Genomic DNA, 25,298 nt, shown 5'->3' with positions numbered 1-25,298 from the left:
CCGCGCCGAGACAACAACATTCGAATCAAGGAAGCACGTCATGAGCTGGAACGTCCGCATCGGTATCAACCCCCTGTCGTGGATGAACGACGACCTGCCGTCGCTCGGCGGCGAGACGCCGCTCGAAACGGCGCTGAAGGAAGGCGCCGAAATCGGCTATGCGGGCTTCGAGCTCGGCAACAAGTTTCCGAAGACCGGCCCCGAACTGAAGGCGAAACTCGCCGAATTCGGGCTCGTATGCGTGTCGGGCTGGTATTCGGGCTTCCTCGCGGAGCTCGCGCCGGGCATGACCGACGCCGATGCGGTCGCCGCCGAAATCGAGCGCTGCCGCGCGCACATGACGAAGCTGCAGTACAACGACGTGACGGTGGTCGTGTACGGCGAGTGCGCGGGCACGATCCAGGGCAGCATCGACACGCCGGTCGCGAAGCGGCCGCGTTTCGTCGACGACGCAGCGTGGCGGCGCTATGCGGCGCGCCTCGATGCGTTCGGCGCGCACCTGCTCGACACGTACGGGATCCGGCTTGCCTACCATCACCACATGGGCGCGTACGTCGAATCGCCGGACGACGTCGACCGGTTGATGGCGCTGACCGATCCGGCGAAGGTGTTCCTGCTGTTCGACACCGGCCACGCGTATTTCGGCGGCGCGGCCGACCCGGTCGCACTGCTGAAGAAGCACGTATCGCGCGTGGCGCACGTGCATTGCAAGGACGTGCGGCCGCAGGTGGTCAACCAGGCGCGCAACGACGGCTGGAGCTTCCTGAACGGCGTGATCAACGGCACCTTCACGGTGCCGGGCGACGGCGCGCTCGACTACGACGCGACGCTGCGCACGCTGAAGGACGCCGGCTACGAAGGCTGGCTCGTCGTCGAGGCCGAACAGGACCCGGCCGTCGCGCCGAGCTACGCGTATGCGAAGAAGGGCTACGAGTCGCTGCGCGCGATCGTCGACCGGTTGAGCGCGTGAGCCCGCACGAAGGCGCGTGAGCGCTCGAGCCCCACCCTATTGCGGAGACCCCTTTCATGACGATTTCTCCCCTGCTGGTCAAGGCATCCGCCGACCGCGAAATCTGCAACGTCACGCCCGAATCGGCCGGCTGGCAGCACGTCGGCTTTCGCGCGCTGCGTCTGAAGGCCGGCGACACCGAAACGCTCGACACCGGCACCCGCGAACTGTGCGTCGTGGTGCTCACGGGCACGGTGCGCGCGGACGTCGACGGCGCAACCTACGATGCGCTCGGCAAGCGCGACAGCGTGTTCGAGGACGTGTCGCCGGACGCGCTGTACGTGCCGGGCGGCAAGACCGTCACGCTGGTCGCGACGCGCGATGCGGAAGTCGCGCTGTGCACCGCGCCGTACGCGAGCGGCGACAAGCCGGTACGGCGCCTCGACGGCGAGCGGATGCGCCGCTCGGTACGCGGCCAGGGCACCAACACGCGCTACGTCTGCGACATCCTGATGGGCGACAATCCGGCCGCCGACCGGCTGCTGGTCGTCGAAGTCGTCACGCCGGCCAGCCATTCGAGCAGCTATCCGCCGCACAAGCACGACCGTGACGCGGCCCCCGACGAAACCTCGCTCGAGGAAACCTACTATCACCGGATCGATCCGCCGCAGGGTTTCGCGTTCCAGCGCGTGTACACCGACGACCGCAGCCTCGACGAGGCATGCGCGGTCGAGAACCACGACGTCGTGATGGTGCCGCGCGGTTACCACCCGGTCGTCGCGCCTCACGGCTACAACCTGTACTACCTGAACGTGATGGCGGGCCCCAGCCGCGCATGGGCGTTCAAGAACGATCCCGCGCACGAGTGGATGCTCGATGCGACGCCGAAACGCTGAAGCGTTGAAGCGCTGAAGTGCCGAAACACCGAAGCACTGAACGAAACACGGGCCCGCGCGCGGCCCGTGACGATGCGACGCCCGGCGCGCGCGGACAGCGCCGGCAACGCTACGGAGCCGCCATGGTGACGCCCCCCTTTCGCCTCGAACCCCACGCCTTCGACGACGATGCGTCGAATCCGGCGCTGCCGCACTTCAACGCGGCCGCCGCGCGCCGCATGGGAGAAATCGCGGTCAACCTCGCGTCGCGACGCGGGCTGCCGATCGCGGTCAGCATCGTCGGCGAGCAGGCGCCGCTGTTCTACTGCGCGCTCGACGGCAGCGACGCGCACGACAGCGACGCGATCCGCCGCCGGCAGAACACGGTGCTGCGGTTCGGCCAGAGTTCGCTCGCGGTCGGCGCGCGCTTTCGGCGGGCCGGCTGGTCGCTGCGGTCGCAGGGCCTGTCGGACGACGACTACGCGCTCGACGGCGGCGGCGTGCCGTTGCGGATCGCCGGCGCCGGCATCGTCGGCGCGATGACGATCGCGGGGCTCGGCTCCGAAGCCGATCACGCGCTCGTCGTCGAATGTTTGCGGTGGCACGTCGGCGCGAATGCGCTGGCGATGAGCGCGTAGCGGCGCGAACGGCGCCCACCCACCGTTCGCGCGGTACCGCGGACGATCAGTTCAACCCGCCGCTCACGACGAGGTGCTCGCCAGTCATCCAGCGCGCATCGTCCGACGCGAGGAACACGGCGACCGACGCGATGTCGTTCGGCTCGCCGAGGCGGCCGAGCGGCGTCTGGCCGAGCACCTGCGCCTCCAGATCGGAGCCGATGATGCCCGCGCTGTGCGTGCCCTCGGTCACGATCATCCCCGGGTTGATCGCGTTCACGCGGATCTTGCGCGGGCCGAGTTCGAGCGCGAGCACGCCGGTGATCGCGTCGACCGCGCCCTTCGTGCCGCTGTACACGGCGCTGGCCGGCGGCGTGATGCTGGTCACGACCGAACTGATGTTGATGATGCTCGCGCCTTCGCCGAGATGCTTGACGGCCGCCTGCGTGGTCAGCAGCACGCCGAACACGTTCGTGTCGAACTGCCGGCGATAGTGTTCCTCGGTGATCGCTTCGATCGGCGCGAATTCGTACACGCCCGAATTGTTGACGAGCACGTCGAGACGGCCATACGTTTCGATCGCCGTATCGACGATGCGTTGCGCGTCGGCGGCCTTCGACACGTCGCCGCCGACCGCGACCGCGCGGCCGCCCGCTTCGGTGATCGCGCTGACGACCGCGTCCGCGCCTGCCTTGCTGCTCGCGTAGTTGACGACGACCGCCGCGCCTTCGTCGGCCAGTGCCTTCGCGATTGCCGCGCCGATGCCCTTCGATGCGCCCGTGACGATCGCGACCTTGCCTGCCAGCTTGCTCATGATTTCATTCTCCAGTCCGAAGACGTTCGATGGATGGTGCCGGTTGCCGCAGCGAGGCGGTGATGCGTCGTTGCATCGTTGCGTCGTGATGGCGACCGGCCTGACTGGCAATGTACTTGTGCGGCACCGCAGCGATAAAGCGGCTTGAAGCGAATTGACTGGCGGAGTTTGCCGAACAATCGATCGGGCGTCGTCAGCCGGCGCTCAGCCATGCGTGGGCGACTTCGCCGCCCAGCCCGTCGAGCGCGCCGTCGTAGACGATCCGTCCCCGCCCCATCACCGCCACGCGCCGCGCGAGCCGCGGCGCGAGCTGCAACCGCTGCTCGATCAGCACGATCGCGACGCCGTCGGCCTGCAGCGCGGCAAGGCACGCGCCGACTTCATCGACCGCGAGCGGCGCGAGTCCTTCGGCCGGCTCGTCGACGATCAGCACGCGCGGGCGGCCGGCGAGCGCGCGCACCAGCGCGAGCACCTGCTGCTCGCCGCCCGACAACCGCCCCGCCTTCACGTCCGCGCGTGCGGCCAGCAGCGCAAACCGGTCGAACAGGCGGTCGAGCGCCGCGCGTTCGGCCGTGCCGCGCGCGCCGCGCAAACCGAGCCGCAGGTTGTCGCGCACGGTCAGCAGCGGGAACACGTCGCGGCTTTCAGCCACGTAAGCGACGCCGCGCCGCGCGATTTCGAACGTGCGCGCGCCCGTGCATTCGGCGCCGGCGATGCGCACCGAGCCGGCCGTGCGTACGAGCCCCATCACGGCCTTCGCGAGCGTCGAACGCCCCGAGCCGTTGCGACCGAGCAGCGCGAGCGTCTCGCCCGGCGCGAGCGCGAGATCGACGCCGTCGAGCACGGGCTGCGCCCCGTACCACGCGCGCAGCCCGCGAATGTCGAGCACGGCGCTCATGTCGCGCCCTCGCCCAGGTACGCGGCCCGCACGCGCGAATCGGCGCGGATCGCGTCGGGCGCGCCGGTCGCGACCACCGCGCCGCGCACGAGCACCGTGATGCGTTCGGCGAACCCGAACACCGCGTCCATGTCGTGCTCGATCATCAGCACCGTGCGGCCCTGCGTCGTCGCGCGGATCAGCGCGATCATCCGCGCCGCCTGCGCGCGGCTCATGCCGGCCGTCGGCTCGTCGAGCAGCAGCGTACGCGCGCCGCTTGCAAGCGCGATCCCGAGATCGAGCGCGCGCTGCTCCGCATAACTCAGTTCGCCGGCCGGCGTGTCGCGCCGCGCGTCGAGGCCGACGTCGTGCAGCACGCGCGCGGCCGCGAGATCGATCGACGCCGATTCGCGCAGCCGGTTCCACCAGCGCCGCCGTTCGGCCGGCGCATGCAGCGCCGCGCAGCGCAGATTGTCGAATACGGTCAGCCGCGCGAACGCGCTCGTCTGCTGGAAACTGCGGCCGATGCCGAGGCGGCTCGCGACGACCGGCCCGCGTCCGCGCAGCTCGACGCCGTGCAGCACGACACGCCCGCGCGTCGGCCGCGTCGCCCCGGCGATCACGCCGAACAGCGTCGACTTGCCTGCGCCGTTCGGCCCGATCAGCGCGTGACGCTCGCCGGCCGCGATGCTCAAATCCACACCGTCGAGCACCGTCTGCGCGCCGAAGCGCTGCACGACGCCGTGAAGCGCGATCGCGTTGCCGTTCATCGCGCGTCCTCCCGCGGAGTCGCTGCCGCGTCATGCGCGAGCCGCGCGCGCCAGCCCCACAGCAGTGTGCCGATGCCGGCCGCCGAGCATGCGACGGCCCAGCCGACCGGCGTATCGGCATCGATGCCCCACGCACCGAACGCGAGGCCCGTGCCGTCGTCCTGCGCGAACCGCCACGCATAGCCGAGCTCGGCCGCGCAGACGATCGCGACGCCCCAGAACGCGCACGCGCCGACGCCGCACAGCACGCGCCACCGCTCGGCCGCCGGCGCGCCGCGGCGCAGCGCATGCGCGAGCGTTTGCGCAATGCCGGCGATCCCGCCCGGCGCGGCCACGACGACCGCGACGAACAACACGCCGAGATACAGCGCCCACGCGCGCGACACGCCCGCGACGACGATACTCAGCGCGGTCAGCACGGCCGCGCCGACCGCGGGCCCGAAGAATGCGCCGGTGCCGCCGATCACCGCGGCGATCAGCACGGTCGCCGAGCGCGCCATCGACACGCTGTCGGGCGTCGCGATTTCGACGTCGATCAGCGTCAGCGTGCCGGCGATGCCGGCGAAGAACGATGCGCAGGTCACCATCGCGAGCCGCACGCGGCGCGGATCGGTGCCGAGCGCCGCGACGCGCGCCGGGTTGTCGCGCACCGCGTTCGCGAGCCGCGCGAGCGGCGTGCGCGTCAACGCATGCATCGCGCACGCCGACACGACGCACCACGCGGCGATCACCGCATACGCGTGCGCCGGCGCGCCGAAATAGCCGTTGCCCCACGACGCGCCGCTCGCCCGGTCGATCGGCACGCCGCCGAGGCCGCCGAACCACGCGGGCACGCTCCACGCGGCCGCCGCGACGCATTCGCCGAGCCCGAGCGTGATCATCGCGAACGCGGTGCCGGAGCGGCGCGTCGCCAGCAGCCCGGCGACGAACCCGAAGCCCGCGCCGGCCGCGCCGCCGACGAGCGGCAACAGCGGCAGCGGGCCGCCGACGCGATTGAACCAGTGGGCGGCCGCGAACGCGCCGAGGCCCGCGAACGCCGCATGCCCGAACGACAGCAGCCCGGTCGTGCCGAGCTGCAGGTTGTACGACAGCGCGAGCACGACGAGCGCGGCCGTCTGCGCGAGATAGCCGAGCACCGCGCCGTGCGGCCACAGCCACGCGGGCAGCGCGACGCACGCGGCGAACAGCGCCCAGCGCGCGGATCCGGCCAATGCGCGGCTATGCATCGACACGCTCGCCGAACAACCCGCGCGGTCGCGCGACCAGCACCGCGACGAGCAGCAGGTACGGCACCAGCGGCGCCAGTTGCGCGATCGACACGGCGGCGACGCTATCCGGCAGCGCGATGCCCGTCCATTGCACGAGGTCGCGCAGCGACGTGTCGCTCGCCGCCGCGAAGGTCTGCGCGAAACCGACCGCGAGCGACGCGACGAACGCACCGCCGAGCGAGCCGAGCCCGCCGATCACGACCACCGCGAACACGACCGACCCGACGGTTTCGGCCAGCGCGGGCTCGATTACCGCGAGCGGCGCACCGATCACGCCGGCCAGCGCCGCGAGCGCGGTGCCCGCGCCGAACAGCGCCGTCATCACGCGCGGCACGTCGTAGCCGAGCGCCTCGACGGCCGCGCGATGCGTGAGCGCCGCGCGCACGACGAGCCCGATACGCGACGCACGCAGCAGCACGCCGAGCGCGACCAGCATCGTCGTGGACATCGCCATCATGAACAGCCGGTAGCGCGGCAACGCGAGACCGAACACGGTCACCGGCGCGCCGTCGAACAGCGGCGGCACGGGCGCCGGCAGCGGCGCGAGGCCCCACGCGAGTTTCGCGCCCTCGCCGATCAGGTACGCGAGACCGAAGGTCAGCAGCAGTTCGCTCGTATGGCCGCGCGCCTGCACACGGCGCAGCAGCGCGCGTTCGCAGCCGGCGCCGAGCAGCCCGACCGCGAGCGGCGCGAGCACGAGCGCGGACCAGAAGCCCGCCCAGGCCGCGATGCCGTAGCCGACGTACGCACCGAGCATGTAGAAGCTCGCATGCGCGAAGTTGAGCACGCCCTGCACGCTGAAGATCAGCGTGAGGCCGGCCGACAGCAGGAACAGCAGCAAGCCGTAGCTGAGGCCGTTGAAGGCCTGGAGCGCGAACGCGTGCACCGCGTGGCGTCAGGCGGCGAGCGGTTCGAGCGCGGCGCGCAGCGCGTCGGGCAGCGGCACCGGACGGCGCGTGCCGCGATCGACGTACACGTGCACGAAGTGCCCCTGCGCGGCGGGTGACGCATCGCCCTGCGCGAACAGCCCGACTTCGTAGCGCACGCTCGACGTGCCGAGCTTCACGACGCGCAGCCCCGCGTCGACCGCTTGCGGGAACACGAGCGGCGCGAAGTAGTTGCACTGCGTCTCGACGACCAGCCCGATCGTCTGCCCGTGCTCGACGTCGAGCACGCCCGCGCGGATCAGGTACTCGTTCACGACGGTGTCGAAGTAGCTGTAGTAGACGACGTTGTTCACGTGCCCGTAAACGTCGTTGTCCATCCAGCGGGTCGTGATCGGCAGGAAGTGGCGATAGGCGTCGCGCGGACGCGGCTGTGGCTTGTCGGACATGGCGATGGCGGTCAGGACGATGGAAGCGAAGGGAACGATGGGGATGACGACGGCGAAGACGACGCGTGGCGGCCGCACGACGCGGCGCGCCGGCCGGCGACGAAGCGCCGCGTCGCGATCGCGCGCGCCGCGGCGGATGAAACCCTGCGGGCAGGCCGGCCCGTCACTGCCCCGGCCGGTCGACGAATTCGAAATCGAGGCCGCGCGCGCGCATCCAGTCGGCGAGCGCGACGCCCGTGCCGGCGCGCCACGGGCGCAGCAGCGGCGGATCGACGAGCTTGTACTCGAGCAGTTCCGGCGACAACGACACCGTGCCCGACGCCCGCACGTGGTACGCGATGATCAGTTCGTTCTTGCGGATGAATTCGTACACGCCGACGAGCGATACCTGCTCGGCCTTGAGCGCGGTTTCCTCGAACACCTCGCGCGCGATGCCGTCCTCGGGCGTCTCGCCGTTTTCGAGAAAGCCGGTGATCAGCGCGAACATCCCTTCGGGCCACGCCGCGTTGCGCGCGAGCAGGATCTTGCCGTCGAGTTCGACGATCGCGGCGACGACCGGCAGCGGGTTGTTCCAGTGCACGTAGCCGCACGACTCGTCGGGGCACGCCTGGCGAACGCGGCCGCCCTCATGGTCGGGATCGGCCCGCTCGGTGAGCGGGCTCGCGCAGCGCGGGCAAAAACGGTAGTCGGCGGTGGTCATCGATGGGAATCTGGCGGGCGCCGGACGGCCGCCTGCCGGCTGCCCGCGCACCCGCTCGGCGCGGGAAAGGCTTCATTCTAGCGAGTTTGCCCGCGCCGGAGACGATCCGGCCCTACCCGCGCCGGGATGATCGGCGCCCGCGCGCGGCGGTCGCCGCGAAGCCGGCGGCGCCGATCAGCAGCGCGGCCACCGCGACCCACAGCGCGGGCGTAAACGACCCGAAGCGCGCGGCCAGCGGCGCCGCGACGAGCGGCCCGAGGATCTGCCCGACGCCATACGAGGCGGTCGCGTAACCCATCAGCCCGGCCGCGCGCTCGCCGCGCAGGCGCCGCGCCTCGCGCATCGCGAACAGCGTGATCGCGGTGAACGGCAGGCCGAGCAACGCGCTGCCGATCGAGAAGCCGGCCGCGTTCGGCCACACGATCCCGGCCGCAATGCCGAGCGCCTGCGTCGCGCAGCCGGCCGCCAGCAGCAGCCGGTTGTCCCAGTGGCCAGGTAGCCGCGCGGCGGTGATCGCGCCGACGATCAGCGCCGCGCCGAACATCGGCCAGAACAGGTCGGGCCACGGCGAACCGGCCGGCAGCGCGGCGCGCGCGATCACCGGCAGGAACGTCGCGGTGATGATGTAGCCGAAGCCCGGTGCGCCGTACAGCACGACGAGCCACGCGGCGTCCGCGCGACGGCTTCGCGGGGCGGCCCGCGCCGCCGGGGCGACCGGCGCACCGGTGGGCGCGGCAGCGGTCGACGTTGGCTGCGCGTGCGCCACGGCCGGCGCTGCACCGAACGTGCGCCAGATCGCGACCGACAGGACGGCCGACAACGCCGCGAAACCCAGCCAGCCCACCGCCGCATGCTGGCCGGCCAGCGCACTGCCGATCAGCCCCGTCACCACGATGCCGACGCCCGGCCCCGCGTAGATCACCCCGCTCCATTCGGGCGCAGCCAGCTCGGCCAGACGCCGCAACCCCCATTGCGACATGAACACGAACGTCCATGCGCTGACGACGCCCGCGACGAAACGCACGACGAGCCACGCCGGCAGCCAGTGACCGATGCCCATCGCGGCGGTCAGCAGCACGGTCGCCGCGAGCCCGAAGCGCACCATCCGCGCCGGCGCGACGTGCAGCGCCGCGCAACTGGCCGCGCCGACGAAGTAGCCCGCATAGTTTGCGGACGCAAGCCAGCCGCCGGCTTTCAGGCCGATCGAGCCGTCCGCGAGCATCAGCGGCAACAGCGGCGTGAACGCGAAACGGCCGACGCCGAGCACGACGGCGAGCCCGACCATGCAGGCGAGCGCGGCCGCGCGGGCGCGGCGGTCGGCCTGGTCGGACGAAGGCACGCGGGCGGCGGCAGGCGGAGCATCGAAGCGGGACATGGCGGCATGGGCCGGCGCTTCGCGCGCGCCAGCCGGATCGGAAATCGGAATGGGTCCATCCTAGCTTGACCAACCATTCTCGAAAAATGAATAATTAAGAATCGACTCATCCCTCGGAGAGAATCATGGACCTGGCGGCGCTGGCGATTTTCCGGGCGGTCGTGCGCGAGAACGGCGTGACGCGCGCGGCGGCCAAGCTCAATCGCGTGCAGTCGAACGTCACGACGCGCATCAAGCAGCTGGAGGAGGAACTCGGCGCGGCGCTGTTCGTGCGCGACGGCCGCCGACTCGTGCTGACGCCGGCCGGGCAAACGCTGCTGCCGTACGCGGAGCGCCTGCTCGCGCTCGCCGACGAGGCGCGCGACGCGGTGCGCGAGGACACGCCGCGCGGGCGGCTGCGGCTCGGCACGATGGAAAGCACGGCCGCGAGCCGGCTGCCGACCATCCTCGCGCGCTATCACCACGCGTGGCCCGACGTGTCGCTCGAATTGCTGACGGGCACGACGGGCTGGCTGATCGACCGCGTGCGCGACTTCGAGGTCGACGCCGCGCTGTTCGCGCGCCCGCCCGAGCCGGACATGCTGCCCGACACGTTCGAGACCGTGCCGATCTTCCGCGAGGATCTCGTGCTGCTCACGCCGCGCGGCCATCCGCCGGTGCGCACGCCACGCGACGTGATCCTACCGACGCTGATCGCGTTCGAGCGCGGCTGCACGTATCGCAAGTACGTCGAGCAGTGGTACGCGGCGCACGGCGTGAAGCCGGCCCGCGTGCTCGAGCTCGGCTCGTATCACGCGATCGTCGCGTGCGTCGCGGCCGGCGCGGGCATCGCGGTCGCGCCGCGTTCGGTGCTCGATCTGCAGCCCGAGACCGGCAACATCGCCGCGCACAGGATTCCCGAACTCGAAGGGATCGACACGCTGCTCGCGTGGCGGCGGGGCTATGCGTCGGCGGCGCTCGCCGCGCTGCGCGATGCGCTCACCGACACCGCGCGGCAGCCCGGCGACGTGACGAAGCCGACGGTGACCGTACCGGCCTGACCCGTGCCCGCGCGTCGCCGCATCGATCGACACGCCTCGACCGCACAAACGAAACGACCCGACCGGCGCCTGCCGATCGGGTCGTTTTTCGATTCACGCGATGCCGTCGGGGCGACGGCATCGCATCGGTCGTGCAACGATCAGAGCCGCTCTTCGACCCAGCCCTTCACGCCGGCCAGCGCGCCCGGCAGGTTCGCCGGCTCGGTGCCGCCTGCCTGCGCCATGTCCGGACGGCCGCCGCCCTTGCCGCCGACCTGCTGCGCGACGAAGTTCACGAGCTCGCCGGCCTTGACCTTCTTGCTCGCGTCCGGCGTGACGCCCGCGATCAGGCTGACCTTGCCGCCTTCGACGGCCGCCAGCACGATCGCCGCGCTCTTCAGCTTGTCCTTCAGCTTGTCGACCGTTTCGCGCAGCGTCTTCGCGTCGGCACCGTCGAGCGTCGCGGCCAGCACGTACACGCCGCCGATCTCGACGGCCTGCTGCGCGAGCTCGTCGCCCTGGCTCGACGCGAGCTTCGACTTCAGCGCGCCCAGTTCCTTCTCGAGCGACTTCACCTGGTCCTGCACCTGCGCGATGCGCTGCGTGAGTTCCGACGGCTGCGCCTTCAGCGCCGCGGCCGCTTCGTTCACGCGTGCGTCGAGTTCCTGCACATAGCGCACCGCGTTGTCGCCGGTGATCGCCTCGACCCGGCGGATGCCGGCCGCGACGCCGCCTTCGACGACGATCTTGAACAGGCCGATGTCGCCGGTGCGGTGCACGTGCGTGCCGCCGCACAGTTCGCGCGAGAAGCCGAGGTCGAGCACGCGCACTTCGTCGCCGTACTTCTCGCCGAACAGCGCCATCGCGCCGCCCTTCACCGCTTCGTCGTACGGCATCACGCGCACGATGCCCGGCGCGTTCGCCAGGATCTCGTTGTTGACGATCTGCTCGACGCGACGGATTTCGTCGTCGGTCATCGGTGCGTTGTGCGCGAAGTCGAAGCGGGTCTTTTCCGCGTCGACGAGCGAACCCTTCTGCTGCACGTGTGCGCCGAGCACTTCGCGCAGCGCCTTGTGCATCAGGTGGGTGGCCGAGTGGTTGCGCTGCGTGCGCGCGCGGCGCTGCGCGTCGATTTCCGCGCGCAGCACGTCGCCGACCTTCAGCGTGCCCTGCTCCAGCGTGCCGTGATGGCCGATCACGTCGGCCTGCACCTTCAGCGTGTCGGCCACCGCGAAGCGCGTCGCGGCGTTCGCGAGCACGCCCTGGTCGCCGACCTGACCGCCCGATTCCGCGTAGAACGGTGTGTGGTCGAGCACGACGACCGCATCCTGGCCGGCCTTCACTTCGTTGACGGCCGAGCCGTCGACGTACAGCGCGACGACCTTCGCGTCGTCGAACGCGATTTCCTCGTAACCGTGGAAGGTGGTCTTCGCGCCCGAGTATTCGAGGCCCTGCGTGGCCTTGAACTTGCCGGCCGCGCGCGCCTGCTCGCGCTGACGCGCCATCGCGTCGTCGAACGCCGGCTCGTCGACCGTCATCCCGCGCTCACGGCACACGTCGGCCGTCAGGTCCAGCGGGAAGCCGTAGGTATCGTGCAGCTTGAACGCGAGTTCGCCGTCGAGCACCTTGCCGCCCTTCGCGTCGACGTCGGCCAGCGCGGCCTCGAGGATCGACATGCCGTGCTCGATCGTCTCGAAGAAGCGCTCCTCTTCCTGGCGCAGCACGTCGGTCACGCGCTGTTCGGCTTCCTTCAGCTCCGGGTAGGCGGTGCCCATCTCGGCGACGAGGTCGGCCACCAGCTTGTGGAAGAACGCGCCCTTGCGGCCCAGCTTGTAGCCGTGGCGGATCGCGCGGCGCACGATCCGGCGCAGCACGTAGCCGCGGCCTTCGTTGCCGGGGATCACGCCGTCGACGATCAGGAACGAGCACGCGCGGATGTGATCGGCGATCACCTTCAGCGAGTTGTTCGTGAGGTCGCTGATCTCGGTCACGCGCGCGGCGGCCTTGATCAGGTTCTGGAACAGGTCGATCTCGTAGTTGCTGTGCACGTGCTGCAGCACCGCGGCGAGACGCTCGAGGCCCATGCCGGTGTCGACCGACTGCTTCGGCAGGCGCGTCATGTTGCCCTGCGCGTCGCGGTTGAACTGCATGAACACGAGGTTCCAGATCTCGATGTAGCGGTCGCCGTCTTCCTCAGGCGACCCCGGCGGCCCGCCCCACACGTCCGGGCCGTGGTCGTAGAAGATCTCGGTACACGGACCGCACGGGCCGGTGTCGCCCATCGTCCAGAAGTTGTCCGATGCGTAGCGCGCGCCCTTGTTGTCGCCGATCCGGATGATCCGCTCGGTCGGCACGCCGACTTCCTTCGCCCAGATGTCGTATGCCTCGTCGTCTTCCTGGTAGACGGTGACCCAAAGTTTTTCCTTCGGCAGCTGGTAGACCGTGGTCAGCAGCTCCCACGCGAACTTGATCGCGTCGTGCTTGAAGTAGTCGCCGAACGAGAAGTTGCCGAGCATCTCGAAGAACGTGTGGTGGCGCGCCGTGTAGCCGACGTTCTCGAGGTCGTTGTGCTTGCCGCCCGCGCGCACGCTGCGCTGCGCCGTCGTGGCGCGCGAGTACGGGCGCGGGTCCGTGCCGAGGAAGACGTCCTTGAACTGGACCATGCCCGAGTTCGTGAACATCAGCGTGGGGTCGTTACCGGGCACGAGGCTCGACGAGCGGACGATCGTGTGGCCCTTCGATTCGAAGAATTTGAGGAATTTCTCGCGGATTTCGGCAGCTTTCATGGCGTGCGGGGACAGTCTGGCAAAGACGGCTTCAAACGCCGGCGCCCCAGGCGGGGCGCGCGGCGGCATGGATTCGGAAACGATCGATTATACGATACAGACCGCCCGCCCAAGCGGCGGCGGCCCGCTGCGCCGGACGACCGGCCTGGGCCACCCGCGCGGCCGATTCGCCTTAAGATGCTCGGCATGCCAATCGGCCTTGCCCGGCAAGGCAGGCCAGCCATGAAAGGAGACGATTCGACGATGGGTGCCCTGAGCCATATCCGCGTGCTGGACCTCACCCGCGTGCTCGCGGGCCCGTGGTGCGCGCAGACCCTTGCCGATTTCGGCGCGGACGTGATCAAGGTCGAGCGCCCGGGCGCCGGCGACGACACGCGCCACTGGGGGCCGCCGTACCTGAAGGACGCGGACGGCGCGGATACCGCCGAGGCCGCGTACTACCTCGCGGCGAACCGCAACAAGCGCTCGGTGACGATCGACATCGCGACGCCCGAGGGCCAGCGGATCGTGCGCGAGCTCGCCGCGCAGAGCGACGTCGTGCTCGAGAACTACAAGGTCGGTCAGTTGAAGAAATACGGGCTCGACTACGACGCGCTGCGCGCGGTGAAGCCCGATCTCGTCTACTGCTCGGTCACCGGCTTCGGCCAGACCGGCCCGTACGCGCACCGCGCGGGCTACGACTTCATCGTGCAGGGGATCGGCGGCTTCATGAGCATCACCGGCGAGCGCGACGGCGAGCCGGGCGGCGGCCCGCAGAAGGCCGGCGTCGCGATCGCCGATCTCGCGACCGGCCTCTATTCGACGATCGCCGTGCTCGCCGCGCTCGCGCACCGCGACCGCACGGGCGAAGGCCAGTACATCGACATGGCGCTGCTCGACGTGCAGGTCGCGCTGCTGGCGAACATGAACACCAACTTCCTCGCGAGCGGCAAGCCGCCGGTGCGCTGGGGCAACGCGCATCCGAACATCGTGCCGTACCAGACGTTCCAGACGAGCGACGGCTGGATCATCGTCGCGGTCGGCAACGACGGGCAGTTCCGCAAGTTCGTCGAAGCCGGCGGCCGGCCCGAGCTGGCCGACGACGAGCGCTTCGCGACGAACCCGTCGCGCGTGCGCCATCGCGACACGCTGGTGCCGATCCTCGCGGAAATGGTGAAGGCGCGCGGCAAGGCCGACTGGATCGGCGCACTCGAAGCGGCCGGCGTGCCGTGCGGGCCGATCAACGATCTCGACGAGGTGTTCGACAACGAGCAGGTGGTCGCGCGCGGGATGCAGGTAGCGCTGCCGCACCCGTGCGGCGCGGACGTGAAGCTCGTGCGCAACCCGATCCGGATGAGCGCGACGCCGCCGGACGCACGCACCGCCCCGCCGCTGCTCGGCGCGCAGACGGAAGAGGTGCTGCGCGACATGCTCGGCTACGACGACGAGCGAATTGCCGCGCTGAAGGCGAAACAGGCGATCTGACGCGTCAGGCTCGCGCGGCGGCGAACGGCCCGGCTAGCGCGCGAGCGCGTCGAGCCAGCCGCGTGCGGCCGGCCAGTCGCCGAGCCCGCTGTCGGCGTTGATGTGGCCGCGCGGGCCGATGTCGCGGAACGCGCTGCCCCACGCATGCGCGCAGCCGCGTGCGAACGCGAGCGAACCGTACGGATCGTCGCTGCTCGCGACGACGCAGGTCGGAAACGGCAATCGCTCGTGCGGCACCGGGCCGAAGCCGTGCGCGTCGACCGGGAACGCCGGCCCCGCGGGATCGGGCAATGCGACGAGCAGCGCGCCGCGCACTTTCGCGAGCGCGGCCGGGCGTGCGTAGCGGGTCGCCCACCAAGCGGTGGTCAGCGTACCGAGGCTGTGGCCGGCGATCAGCACGGGCCCGCGCGCGGCTTCGACCGCCCGGTCGAGCGCGAGACACCAGCCGTTGCGGAACGCACGGTCCCAGTCGGGCATCGCGACCCGCGAGAAGCGCGCGTCGGCGCGCTCCCAACGGCTCTGCCAGTGAAGCGGGCCCGAATTGGCGTAGCCCGGCAAGACGAAAACGACGGAGTCGGTCATGGAAGGGTTGGTCGACGAATGGAATCGTGTTGTAGCGTCGACGCAGTGTCGCACACCCGCCTCTCCCTGATGGTGCCTGTCGAAATCCGGGGGATGTGCGTGACGTTCGTGCGGGTCGTGATGCACTCAGGGAGGCGTCACGACCGGCCGGCATGCGTGGCGCCCGCGTCGCGGGCGCCTGCCGGCGGGGATCAGCGGACGCCGGCGCCGACCAGGCCGCCTGCCGCCGCGCCGGCCACCGTGCCGACCGGGCCGCCCGTGATCAGGTAGCCGAGCGCGCCGCCCGCGGCCGCGCCGATCCCGGCATTGCGTTGCGTATGCGTCATCGCGCATGCGCCGAGTTGCGACAGGGCCGCGACGATCACCGCGGTACGAACGAGAAAAGTGGTCTTCTTCATCATGATTATTGGCTTCCTCCCGCCACGCAAAAATTGCGAATGGCGGCATTGAATCGGTAAAGCCATCATAGGAAAACCCGAACGGCGCCGGCAATCCGATTTACGTCGTGTTACAGCCGACACACACTCGATATATTGCGGTACGCATCGCGAACGGACGGCGCCGGACCGGCAGGCCGCGCGGGACGGACCCCGGTCAGGTAGAATTACAGGATTAAACCGGCGCGACGCGCCGACACAACCTGACGCCAACCGCATGAGCACCGAACGCAACGACGCCCCCGCGGCTTCCAATTTCATCCGTAACATCATCGACGACGACAACCGCACCGGCAAATGGGGCGGCCGCGTCGAGACGCGCTTCCCGCCCGAGCCGAACGGCTATCTGCACATCGGTCACGCGAAGAGCATCTGCCTGAACTTCAGCGTCGCGCGCGACTACGGCGGCGTGTGCCACCTGCGCTTCGACGACACGAACCCGGAAAAGGAAAGCGTCGAATACGTCGACTCGATCGTCGACGCGGTGCGCTGGCTCGGCTTCGACTGGCGCAAGGACGCGGTGGATCATCAGTATTTCGCGAGCGACTACTACGACAAGCTGTACGAGTTCGCCGAGCTGCTGATCAAGCGCGGCAAGGCGTACGTCGACAGCCAGAGCGCCGACGAAATGCGCGCGAACCGCGGCTCGCTGACCGAAGGCGGCAAGCCGTCGCCGTTCCGCGAGCGCACGCCGGAAGAGAACCTCGACCTGTTCCGCCGGATGAAGGCCGGCGAGTTCAAGGAAGGCGAGCACGTGCTGCGCGCGAAGATCGACATGGCGTCGCCGAACATGAACATGCGCGACCCGGTGATCTACCGGATCCGCTACGCGCACCACTACCGCACCGGCGACGCATGGTGCGTGTATCCGATGTACGACTACACGCACTGCATCTCGGATGCGCTCGAAGGCATCACGCATTCGCTGTGCACGCTCGAATTCGAGGATCACCGCCCGCTGTACGACTGGGTGCTGAACGAACTCGCGGAAGCCGGCGTGTTCACGCGCCCGCTGCCGCAACAGATCGAATTCTCGCGGCTGAACCTCACGTACGCGATCACCAGCAAGCGCAAGCTGCTGCAACTCGTCACCGAAGGCCACGTCGACGGCTGGGACGACCCGCGGATGCCGACGATCGTCGGCGTGCGCCGCCGCGGCTTCACGCCGGAGAGCATCCACCTGTTCTGCGAGCGGATCGGCGTGACGAAGATCGATTCGTGGATCGACATGAGCATCTTCGAAGGCGCGCTGCGCGACGACCTCGACGACAAGGCGGCGCGCACGGTCGCGGTGCTCGATCCGCTGAAGCTCGTGATCGACAACTATCCGGAAGACCTCGAGGAAGCGTGCACGGCGCCCGTGCATCCGCACCATCCGGACCGCGGCGTGCGCACGTTCCCGATCTCGCGCGAACTGTGGATCGAGCGCGAGGATTTCGTCGAAAACCCGCCGAAGGGCTATTTCCGCCTGTTCCCGGGCAACAAGGTCCGCCTGCGCTACGGCTACGTGATCGAATGCACGGGCTTCGACAAGGACGCCGACGGCAACGTGACGGCCGTGCACTGCAACTACTTCCCGGACAGCAAGTCGGGCACCGAAGGCGCGAACACGTACAAGGTAAAGGGCAACATCCACTGGGTCAGCGCGAAGCACGCGCAGCCGGCCGAAGTGCGGATCTACGACCGCCTGTTCAAGGAGCCGCACCCGGACGCGGGCGGCGCGAACTTCCTCGAGGCACTGAACCCCGATTCGAAGAAGATCGTGCAGGCGTACCTCGAGCCGGGCAACGGCGACGTCGCGCCGGAAACGCGCCTGCAGTTCGAGCGCCACGGCTACTTCGTTGCAGACCGTGTCGATTCGAAGCCGGGCAAGCCGGTGTTCAACCGGATCGTCGGGCTGCGCGACAGCTGGGGCAAGCCGGCCTGACGGCCTGCTCCGCGCGGTAGCGCGCGGCTCGCAAGCCGCCGCTGCCTCGGCATGAAAAAACCGGCCCTGGAGCCGGTTTTTTCATGGGCGCGGGCCGAAGAACGGCAGGCGAAAACGGAAGCCGCGGCGCCCGTTCACGCGCCCGACAACCGCCGATGCAAGTCCGCCAGCGACAGCTTCGTGCGAAACAGCCGCGCGAGACTGCGGCTCGCATAGGTGTCGATGTCGCCCGGCACGGTCCAGCGGTACGCGTCCATCTCGGGAATCATCGAGCCGTCGCGACGGCTCGGAAACAGCGACGTGCACGTGCAGTGCGCGGGATCGATTTCGCCGTCGGCCACCTGCACCGCGAACAGGTGCAGGTCCTTGTCGTGCCGGTACGCGAAGCGGCCGAGATCGAGCAACCGCGCCGGCGCGAACGCGATGCCGGTTTCCTCCAGCAGTTCGCGCAGCGCGGCGTCGGCCGGCGTCGGCCGGCGTCTCGCCCGGTTCGCCCTGCCCCTTCGGGATGTCCCAGTGCGTGGTGTCCGTCGCATGCGCGAGGAACACGCGACCGGCCGCATCGAGGATCACGACGCCGCACGATACCGTGCGCGGCGCGCCGCCCCGCTTCGTCATGCGCGTGCTCAGCGCTTCTGCAGCTGCCACTTGCCCGCGGCCGTCTTGCAATAGACGGGCTTGAGCGTCATCGTCTGGCCCTTCGCGGTGATTTCGGTCGCGACTTCGCGGCAGGTCTTGCCGTCCGCCTCGGTCGTGCTCGGCGTGAGCTTCGCGTCGATCTGCGTGCCGCGGCCGCTGCTCTGCCACGTCGTGGTTTCGCCGTCCTTGCCTTCGTCGCGCGCCTGCACGACTGCCTTGGAAAGCGACGCGCGGTCGGTCTTGCTGAAATAGCTGATCGGCGTGTCGTTCAGGAAGTTCAGGTTGTTCTGCGCGTGGGCGGGCAGCATCGCGGCTGCGCACGCGGCGCCGGCCAGCACGCGCGTGACGACGGAAAGGGATGCACGCATCGACATGTTTTTCTCCTTGGATGTTCGATCGAAAGGCGCGGTGCATGCCGGCGAACCGGCACGCACCGCGCCCGTCAGCGAGCGAGCATAGCATGCGTGCTGCGATGAAGGCCTTCTAGGGCTTGGCGGCGACGGCCGTTTGCTGATATCCGTCAGTCAGCGTGCCCAGGAACGCGATCACGTCCTTGATCTCGGCCGTATTCAGCGCCGGCTGGTCGCCGCGCTTGCGGTCGAACGGCGCTTCGCGGTTGATGTTCGGCCAGTAGCGCTTCGGCAGGTCGTCGTAGATCTGCACCTTGCCGTGCACGACCGGGTAGAACTTCTCCGGATGGATGTCGCGTTCGACGTAGAAGCGCATCACGTCCTCGAGCGAGTGATACACGCCGTTGTGGAAGAACGTCTTGCGCAGCGCGACGTTGCGCAGCGACGGCGTGCGGAACAGCCCGCAGAATTCGTCGCGCCCCTTCAGGTCGGTGCGTTCGGGACCGCAGGCGCCGAGATCGTAAAAGCGCGGGTCGCGATTGACCGGCAGCGCGCGGTTGCGCGGCACCGCGATCGCGATCAGCCCGAAATCGCTGAACTGCGGCGGGCCGCCTTCGAGCGTGCGCTGGCTGATGTGGCAGCTCGCGCAATTGCCCTTCTTCTCGTCGTTGAACAGCTGCAGCCCGTGCAACTCGGCGGGTGTGAGCTGCGCGTGGCCGGCCAGATATGCGTCGTATTTGCTCGTGTACGGATCGAACAGCGCCGGCTGCTGCTGGAATGCATCGAGCGCGCGCAGCACCGCATCGAACGTCGCCCGGTCGTCGCCGAGTACCTGGTCGCCGAACGCCTTGCGGAACGCGTCGGCATACGGCGCGGCGCGGACCGCCTTCGCGACTCGCGCAGGCGAGCTGCTCATCTCGAACGGCGACAGGAGCGGAATGCGCGCCTGCGCATCGCGCGTATCGACGCGGCCGTCCCAGGTCAGCCCACCGGTCGGACCCGCGTCGACGCTTTCGTCACCTTCGTCCGGCGAATCGTGGAAGTGCTCGCTGAACGGCGGGATGCCGCGCAGGTACTTCAGCGACGGCACCGCGCGAAAGCCGGTACGGTGCATGTCGTCGCCGCCCAACTGCACCGACAGCGCGTTCGGCGGCCCGAACGCATGCTCGGCGCTATGGCACGACGCGCAAGCGAGCTTGCCGGACCCGGACAGCGACGGATCGAAGAACAGCTGCTTGCCGAGCGCCGTCATCTGCTTCACGCCCTCGAACACCTGCGCGCGCGTCTGCGGCTGGCGAGCCGGCGCGACCGCCGGGGCGGCCGGAGCAGCCTGCGCCGCCGGGACGACGGACGCGGCCGACGCGGTCGTGCCGGGCTGCGCGTCGCAACCGACGAGCGCGGCGAGCGCGCCAGCCACCGCGAGCGTCGCCGCGGCGGGGACCAGCGACCGCGCGAACGCGAAGGATTTCAGAAAGGTGTGCATCGTCGTTGTTCTGGTAGCGGTGGGCAATCGGCCGGAGCTTATGTCAGTTCCGTGACCGTTGGATGACGTTCAACCGACAGTCAATTGAAAGCGTCCCTACACCCGGCTGTCAAATCGGTTCCAGATAATGCGCGCAGCCGGGCGGTACCGCGAGGTTCGCGCGCCGGCCCTCCGCCACCCGGTTCCCACACGCGACCAACGACGAATGAGAGAGAACATCGCATGAAGAAGCACGCCTGGATTCGCTACACGCCGATCGCCCTTGCGGCCGCGCTCAGCCTGACCGCCTGCGGCGGCGACGACGTGACGCAGCAGGGCCTGTCGGCCGTCAAGAACGTCGTCGTGATCTACGCGGAAAACCGCAGCTTCGACAACCTGTACGGCAACTTCCCGGGCGCGAACGGTCTGCAGAACGCGACGGCCGCGAATTCGGTGCAGAAGGACCGCGACGGCTCGACGATGGCGACGCTGCCGAAGATCTGGGGCGGCCTGACCGCGACCGGCATCACGCCGGCGGTGACCGAGGCGATGACGGCGAACCTGCCGAACGCGCCGTTCGCGATCGACGATCCGAACGGCTTCAACCAGTCGATGAGCATCGCGACGCGCGACATCGTGCACCGCTTCTACCAGGACCAGATGCAGATCAACGGCGGCAAGAACGACATGTACGCCGCATGGACCGACGCGGGCGGCCTGACGATGGGCCACTACACGGCCGATCCGTCGAAGCTGCCGCTGTGGAAGATCGCGCAGCAGTACGTGCTCGCCGACAACTTCTTCATGGGCGCGTTCGGCGGCTCGTTCCTGAACCACCAGTACCTGATCTGCGCGTGCGCGCCGTACTACCCGAACGCCGACAAGAGCCCGGCGGCCGGCAAGATCGCCGTGCTGAACGCCGACGGCAAGTCGCTGAAGGTCGCGACGAACTCGCCGGCTTCCGCGCTGAGCGGGCCGCCGAAGTTCGTCAACGACGGCGCGCTGACGCCGGACTTCTACGGCATCAACACGATGCAGCCGGCGTATCAGCCGAGCGGCAACAAGGCGGCCGCGGGCGGCGATCCGCTGCTGGCCGACCCGGCCAATCCGTCGACGATGCCGCCGCAGACGGCGACCAACATCGGCGACCTGATGACCAACGCGGGCGTGTCGTGGGCGTGGTATGGCGGCGCGTGGGGCCAGGCGCTGCAGGCGAGCCAGAACGGCACATCGAACGTGATCTACGGCGCCGACCTGTCGACGCCGAACTTCCAGCCGCACCACCAACCGTTCAACTATTTCGCGAACCAGGCGCCGGGCACCGCGAGCCGCGCGCAGCACCTGCTCGACGGTGGCGCGAACGGCGCGGAGTTCATCAAGGCAATCGACGCGGGCACGCTGCCGCAGGTCGCGTTCTACAAGCCGCAAGGCAACCTGAACGAGCATCCGGGTTACACGGACGTCACGTCCGGCGACCAGCACATCGCCGATGTGATCGCGCACCTGCAGGCCAGCCCGCAGTGGAAGAACATGGTCGTGGTCGTCACGTACGACGAAAACGGCGGCTTCTGGGATCACGCCGCGCCGCCGACCGCCGACCGCTGGGGCCCGGGCACCCGCATTCCGGCACTGATCGTGTCGCCGTTCGCGAAGAAGGGCTTCGTCGACCACACGCAGTACGACACGGGTTCGATCCTGCGCTTCATCACGCGCCGCTTCTCGCTGCCGCGCCTCGCCGGCCTGCAGCAACGCGACGACGCGCTGAAGGCGAACGGCGCCCAGCCGATGGGCGACCTGACGAACGCGCTCGCGCTGTCGCCGAACCTGTAATCGCATCGCGGTCACCGCGAACGAGCCGGCGGCGATGCCGGCTCCGAACGAACGAAGGGCGGCCTTCTGGCCGCCCTTGTTCATGGGTCCGCGTGACTGCGCGCTTGCCTTACCAGCCGTACTTCAGCTCGACGCCGACGTAGTCGGCGTTGTGCCCGCCCGCCTGCCGGATCGCATCGCCGACCTGGAAATGCACGGCCTCGAGCGCGCCGATCAGGTTCGCGGCGATCGTCCAGTCCGCACGCAGCTGCACGTACATCCCCGTCCACAACCCGCCCTTGCCCGCGGTACCCGGCACGACCGCATTGCCCTGCTGGTAGACGGCGTCGCCGGTCGTCTCGCGCCACTGGAAGCCGAGCGCGCCGAGCAGCGACAGGTTCGGCGACGGCTTCAGCGTCACGGACGGCTTCACGTGGATCAGGTTCGAGTAGCCGGTGTAGCCGGCGAGCGTGAAGTAGTAGCCGTTCGGAAACAGCGGATTGAACGTGCCGATCCGGCCATCGCGCGGATGCCGGTCGCCCGACGCCGCGTCGACCTGCAGCGCGATGCGCGGCGACCACGGCGCGTCGAGCCGGTAGCCGGCGATCGAACCGACGGCCCATGCGGCGATCGTGTCGTTGCCGACCGTGCCCGTCTGCAGCATCGTTTCGAGGTCCCAGTCGAAGCGGCCGTGCGTGCCCGTGTAGCGGACGTCCCACACGTCGCGATGCTCGGGGCCGCTCGCGTCGAGGAAACGCCCGTGGCCGCGGTTGTAGCGCGACCAGTAGCCGGACAGATCGCCCGGCCCGACCGACTGCCGCTCGAAGCGCACGCCGCTGAACGTGAGATCGCGATTCGACACGTCGTCGAACGTGGACACGGTACGGTTCTGCACCGGCTGCGTCGCATACGCGATGAAGCGCCACTTCCGATACTCGTAGTCGACCCACACCGCATCGAACGCCTGCCGCACGTTCGGGCCGTCGCGCGCGGCGATGAAGCGCTGCAAGTCGAACGCCATCTCCTGACGGCCGACGCGGAACTTCAGCGTGCCGCCGCCGAGCGCGCCCGTGTAGGTCGCGAACGCCTGTTCGAGATCGAGCGGATTGCGGTCGACCGGCGCGATCGTGTTCTTGCCGAACGCGCGCGCATCCTGCAACTGCACGAAGAACTGCCAGTGCCGGCCGAGATGCGCATCGGCATGCACTTCGACGCGCTGGATCAGGTACGTATCCGATTGCGCGGCGCCGATGCCGAACAGCGGCGCGTCGTTGGTTTCGAGCCGCTCGCGCAGGTTCACGCCGAGCGACAGATAGGAGGACGGATCGTTGCCGAGCGCAATGGCTTTCAGCCCGTCGAGCGGCGCGCGCGGCACACAGGGATTCGCGAGCACCGACCAGTCTTCCTGCCAGCGGTTGAACAGGACTGCGGGACGCTTGGCCGGGCACGTCGATGCGCTGGTGGCCGCGGGCGCCGAGGCCGATGACGCGCTCGATGTCGGCGTCGACGCCGACGCGGCTGCCGTTTCCGCGAACGCCGCGTCGGCGCCCGAGAGCATCAATCCCGCGACGATCGACACGCGCGCGGCCCGCTCGAAGTGGCGGCCGCGGCGCCCGCTTCGCCGACGCTCGATCATGCGGGCTCCCGCGGGGTCGTGCCGGCCGCTGGCGACGCCGCCCCCAGCGCCAGCGCCGCCAGCGCACCGACGGGCGCGAGCAATGCAAGAAACCCGACGGCGCGAAACCCGAGCGCGCCGCATGCCGCGCCGAGCGCGAACGCGACGATCGCCGGCAGCATCTTCGCGAAGCGCGCCCGCGCCGTCGCACGCGCGCTGTCCGCCGTGCCGGGCGACAGCATGTCGACGGCATCGAGGATCGCCTGCGTCACGTTGCCCGTCATCACCGTGTTCGGCACGCCGCCCGCGCGCGCGATCACGCGCGGATGCGCATTCTGCACGCCCATCGCGAACGTGCCGACGATGCCGGCCACGAGCGCCGGCAGGCTGTCCGGTTGCGTGACGGGCGTCGCCCACACGCCGGCCGCGCAGAACCCGAGCAGCAGCACGGCCTGCACCGCGTGCAGCATGCGCGTGCCCTGCCAGGCCGGCCGCGCGGCCATCGACCGCGCGATCAGGCTGCTCGCGATCACGCCGCACACGAACGCAGGAAACACGCTGAGCTTCAGCACGACGCCCTGGCCGAAGCCCGCGATGCCCGCGCCGATCAGCACGAAGTTGCCGGTGACGTGCGCGGTGAACAGCCCGAACAGCGCGACGAAGCTCAGCGTGTCGACGAAGCCGGCCACCGCGGCAAGGATCGTATCCTCGTGCTTCATCGCGCCGCGCTCGCGTGGATCTCGGCGACGTAGCCGCCCGGAAACTGCACGAGCGCCGCGTCGCGGCCGTCCGACGTGAAGGCCGGCACGAGCACCGTCACGCCCGCGGCCTGTGCCTGCTTCAGCGTCGCGGCGAGATCGGCCACTTCGTAGCCGGTCATCTCGCGGCCGAACGGGTAAGGCAGGTGACCATCGGTCGCGAGCACGGTCATCTTGCCGAAGCCCGATTCGATGCGAATGCGGCGGTACGTGTCGTTCGGCCGGCCGATTTCGATGCCCGGCGCCTTCAGGTCGTCGGACACCACCTTGCCCTTCGAGAACTTGACGAAATCGTGCACGAACTTGCGTACGCTCTGCGGCGACACGTACACGCGATTCTCGGGGATGGTCTGCAACGCGTCGTAGTGCGGCGCCTGGGTATGCCAGTAGAGCTGCATCTTCACGTCGCCCGCCCACGCGATGATCGCGTCGCGGCCGATCGGATCGGGGAACGTGTCGACGATCACGTCGGCGCCGTGCTCGCGCGCGGATTTCACCGCGACGTCCATGTCGGTCACGAGATAGCCGGTGCGTTCCGCGCAGAACGGATACGGGATCGGCGTCTTGAAGCCGAATACCGAGATCGTGCCGACCGGCGTCAGCACCAGCTGCGACATCGTCTGGCTCGGCGTCGGCGTGACCTGGAACACGCCCTGCTTCGACTTCGTGCCGCCGAACGTCGCGACGAAGCTGTCGGTGAAGCGGTCGAAGTCTTCCGGCGCGACGCACACGTGGGTCGTGTCGTACTGCGGACCGACCGCCACCGTCGGCGCGACCGCCGGCGGCACCGGCGGTTTCGCGAACGCCGCCGGCGCACCGGCAAGGCCGCCCGCGCACATCGCGGCGAGCAGCACTGAACGAATCGTTTTCAT

At 69.5% G+C, this 25,298-nt stretch carries 23 protein-coding genes and 1 pseudogene; 7 read left to right on the top strand and 17 right to left on the bottom strand.

The genetic code is table 11. From position 1 onward, the window contains the following. The first annotated feature begins 40 nt into the window (after positions 1-40). From iolE to MMB92_RS20950, 3 genes are all read left to right on the top strand, one after another. Positions 41-970: a myo-inosose-2 dehydratase gene (gene iolE / locus MMB92_RS20960; RefSeq protein WP_006481603.1), complete on the top strand. Its 930-nt coding sequence runs from the start codon at positions 41-43 to the stop codon at positions 968-970. A 56-nt stretch (positions 971-1,026) separates the two neighbouring features. Continuing rightward, positions 1,027-1,845 carry a 5-deoxy-glucuronate isomerase gene (iolB, locus tag MMB92_RS20955; protein WP_060263238.1) on the top strand — a complete coding sequence of 273 codons (819 nt, stop codon included), beginning with the start codon at positions 1,027-1,029 and terminating at the stop codon, positions 1,843-1,845. Between the two features lie 122 nt (positions 1,846-1,967). Further along, a complete protein-coding gene (locus MMB92_RS20950; protein WP_006497766.1) occupies positions 1,968-2,462 on the top strand; it encodes a heme-degrading domain-containing protein in 495 nt (164 codons plus the stop codon). Between the two features lie 46 nt (positions 2,463-2,508). On the opposite strand, the gene MMB92_RS20945 is transcribed toward MMB92_RS20950, so the two are convergent. The 8 genes from MMB92_RS20945 to MMB92_RS20910 form a co-directional block, all read right to left on the bottom strand. After that, on the bottom strand, positions 2,509-3,255 hold the full coding sequence (locus MMB92_RS20945) for a glucose 1-dehydrogenase (RefSeq protein ID WP_006481604.1): 747 nt from the start codon (positions 3,253-3,255) through the stop codon (positions 2,509-2,511). Positions 3,256-3,448: 193 nt separating this feature from the next. Next, positions 3,449-4,153 (bottom strand): ABC transporter ATP-binding protein, encoded by a 705-nt coding sequence (locus tag MMB92_RS20940; RefSeq protein WP_194131257.1) that lies wholly within the window; start codon positions 4,151-4,153, stop codon positions 3,449-3,451. After that, the gene (locus MMB92_RS20935; RefSeq protein ID WP_058901375.1) at positions 4,150-4,902 is read right to left on the bottom strand and encodes an ABC transporter ATP-binding protein; all 753 of its coding nucleotides are present in this window, start codon (positions 4,900-4,902) and stop codon (positions 4,150-4,152) included. Before MMB92_RS20935 ends, MMB92_RS20940 begins: the two co-directional genes overlap by 4 nt. Further along, on the bottom strand, positions 4,899-6,128 hold the full coding sequence (locus MMB92_RS20930) for a branched-chain amino acid ABC transporter permease (protein ID WP_062910751.1): 1,230 nt from the start codon (positions 6,126-6,128) through the stop codon (positions 4,899-4,901). The genes MMB92_RS20935 and MMB92_RS20930 overlap by 4 nt, the downstream gene beginning before the upstream one ends. Beyond that, positions 6,121-7,056 (bottom strand): branched-chain amino acid ABC transporter permease, encoded by a 936-nt coding sequence (locus MMB92_RS20925; protein WP_058901373.1) that lies wholly within the window; start codon positions 7,054-7,056, stop codon positions 6,121-6,123. The genes MMB92_RS20930 and MMB92_RS20925 overlap by 8 nt, the downstream gene beginning before the upstream one ends. A 9-nt stretch (positions 7,057-7,065) precedes the next feature. Beyond that, positions 7,066-7,503: a thioesterase family protein gene (locus MMB92_RS20920; RefSeq protein WP_006485994.1), complete on the bottom strand. Its 438-nt coding sequence runs from the start codon at positions 7,501-7,503 to the stop codon at positions 7,066-7,068. A 163-nt stretch (positions 7,504-7,666) separates the two neighbouring features. Further along, positions 7,667-8,203, bottom strand: a complete 537-nt coding sequence (locus MMB92_RS20915) for an NUDIX domain-containing protein (protein ID WP_006494058.1) — start codon at positions 8,201-8,203, stop codon at positions 7,667-7,669. 112 nt (positions 8,204-8,315) lie between these two features. Then, a complete protein-coding gene (locus MMB92_RS20910; RefSeq protein ID WP_080331238.1) occupies positions 8,316-9,578 on the bottom strand; it encodes a YbfB/YjiJ family MFS transporter in 1,263 nt (420 codons plus the stop codon). A gap of 125 nt (positions 9,579-9,703) precedes the next feature. Between MMB92_RS20910 and MMB92_RS20905 the strand changes: the two genes are divergently transcribed. Next, entirely contained in the window at positions 9,704-10,618 is a 915-nt protein-coding gene (locus tag MMB92_RS20905; RefSeq protein ID WP_006489674.1) for a LysR family transcriptional regulator, read from the top strand. Positions 10,619-10,758: 140 nt separating this feature from the next. Here MMB92_RS20905 and alaS read toward each other — a convergent pair whose 3' ends face one another. Next, a complete protein-coding gene (gene alaS / locus MMB92_RS20900) occupies positions 10,759-13,383 on the bottom strand; it encodes an alanine--tRNA ligase (protein WP_006497726.1) in 2,625 nt (874 codons plus the stop codon). Positions 13,384-13,626: 243 nt separating this feature from the next. Between alaS and MMB92_RS20895 the strand changes: the two genes are divergently transcribed. Then, positions 13,627-14,847, top strand: coding sequence for a CaiB/BaiF CoA-transferase family protein (locus tag MMB92_RS20895; RefSeq protein WP_034200686.1), 1,221 nt, complete (start codon positions 13,627-13,629; stop codon positions 14,845-14,847). A gap of 33 nt (positions 14,848-14,880) precedes the next feature. Here the strand turns inward: MMB92_RS20895 and MMB92_RS20890 are convergent, their stop codons facing one another. Both MMB92_RS20890 and MMB92_RS20885 read right to left on the bottom strand, forming a co-directional pair. Continuing rightward, on the bottom strand, positions 14,881-15,429 hold the full coding sequence (locus MMB92_RS20890) for an alpha/beta hydrolase (protein ID WP_006489670.1): 549 nt from the start codon (positions 15,427-15,429) through the stop codon (positions 14,881-14,883). 191 nt (positions 15,430-15,620) lie between these two features. Beyond that, positions 15,621-15,830 carry an ornithine acetyltransferase gene (locus tag MMB92_RS20885; RefSeq protein WP_006497729.1) on the bottom strand — a complete coding sequence of 70 codons (210 nt, stop codon included), beginning with the start codon at positions 15,828-15,830 and terminating at the stop codon, positions 15,621-15,623. Positions 15,831-16,083: 253 nt separating this feature from the next. Between MMB92_RS20885 and MMB92_RS20880 the strand changes: the two genes are divergently transcribed. Beyond that, on the top strand, positions 16,084-17,793 hold the full coding sequence (locus MMB92_RS20880) for a glutamine--tRNA ligase/YqeY domain fusion protein (protein ID WP_006482253.1): 1,710 nt from the start codon (positions 16,084-16,086) through the stop codon (positions 17,791-17,793). A 134-nt stretch (positions 17,794-17,927) separates the two neighbouring features. Here the strand turns inward: MMB92_RS20880 and MMB92_RS20875 are convergent. The 3 genes and pseudogenes from MMB92_RS20875 to MMB92_RS20865 form a co-directional block, all read right to left on the bottom strand. Further along, positions 17,928-18,411, bottom strand: a pseudogene (locus MMB92_RS20875) (NUDIX hydrolase). An 8-nt stretch (positions 18,412-18,419) separates the two neighbouring features. Continuing rightward, a complete protein-coding gene (locus MMB92_RS20870; RefSeq protein ID WP_006482251.1) occupies positions 18,420-18,806 on the bottom strand; it encodes a hypothetical protein in 387 nt (128 codons plus the stop codon). A gap of 109 nt (positions 18,807-18,915) precedes the next feature. Beyond that, complete coding sequence (locus MMB92_RS20865) at positions 18,916-20,265, bottom strand: cytochrome c peroxidase (protein WP_196445996.1); 1,350 nt, start codon at positions 20,263-20,265, stop codon at positions 18,916-18,918. A 222-nt stretch (positions 20,266-20,487) separates the two neighbouring features. Between MMB92_RS20865 and MMB92_RS20860 the strand changes: the two genes are divergently transcribed. Continuing rightward, positions 20,488-22,074 carry an acid phosphatase gene (locus MMB92_RS20860; RefSeq protein WP_006490385.1) on the top strand — a complete coding sequence of 529 codons (1,587 nt, stop codon included), beginning with the start codon at positions 20,488-20,490 and terminating at the stop codon, positions 22,072-22,074. Positions 22,075-22,183: 109 nt separating this feature from the next. On the opposite strand, the gene MMB92_RS20855 is transcribed toward MMB92_RS20860, so the two are convergent. Genes MMB92_RS20855 through MMB92_RS20845 form a run of 3 tightly spaced genes read right to left on the bottom strand, consistent with a single transcriptional unit; the run spans position 22,184 to position 25,298 of the window. Beyond that, on the bottom strand, positions 22,184-23,689 hold the full coding sequence (locus MMB92_RS20855; protein ID WP_069352003.1) for an alginate export family protein: 1,506 nt from the start codon (positions 23,687-23,689) through the stop codon (positions 22,184-22,186). Next, positions 23,686-24,387, bottom strand: coding sequence for a YoaK family protein (locus MMB92_RS20850; protein WP_006497734.1), 702 nt, complete (start codon positions 24,385-24,387; stop codon positions 23,686-23,688). The genes MMB92_RS20855 and MMB92_RS20850 overlap by 4 nt, the downstream gene beginning before the upstream one ends. Continuing rightward, entirely contained in the window at positions 24,384-25,298 is a 915-nt protein-coding gene (locus MMB92_RS20845) for a glyoxalase (RefSeq protein WP_196445995.1), read from the bottom strand. The genes MMB92_RS20850 and MMB92_RS20845 overlap by 4 nt, the downstream gene beginning before the upstream one ends.

Origin of the sequence: Burkholderia sp. IO2 (genome assembly GCF_029522185.1) — a bacterium.
In the GTDB taxonomy this organism is placed as follows: Bacteria; Pseudomonadota; Gammaproteobacteria; order Burkholderiales; family Burkholderiaceae; genus Burkholderia; species Burkholderia cenocepacia.
Note: the sequence above shows the minus strand (reverse complement) of the source record. Positions and strands in the feature narration are given on the sequence as shown.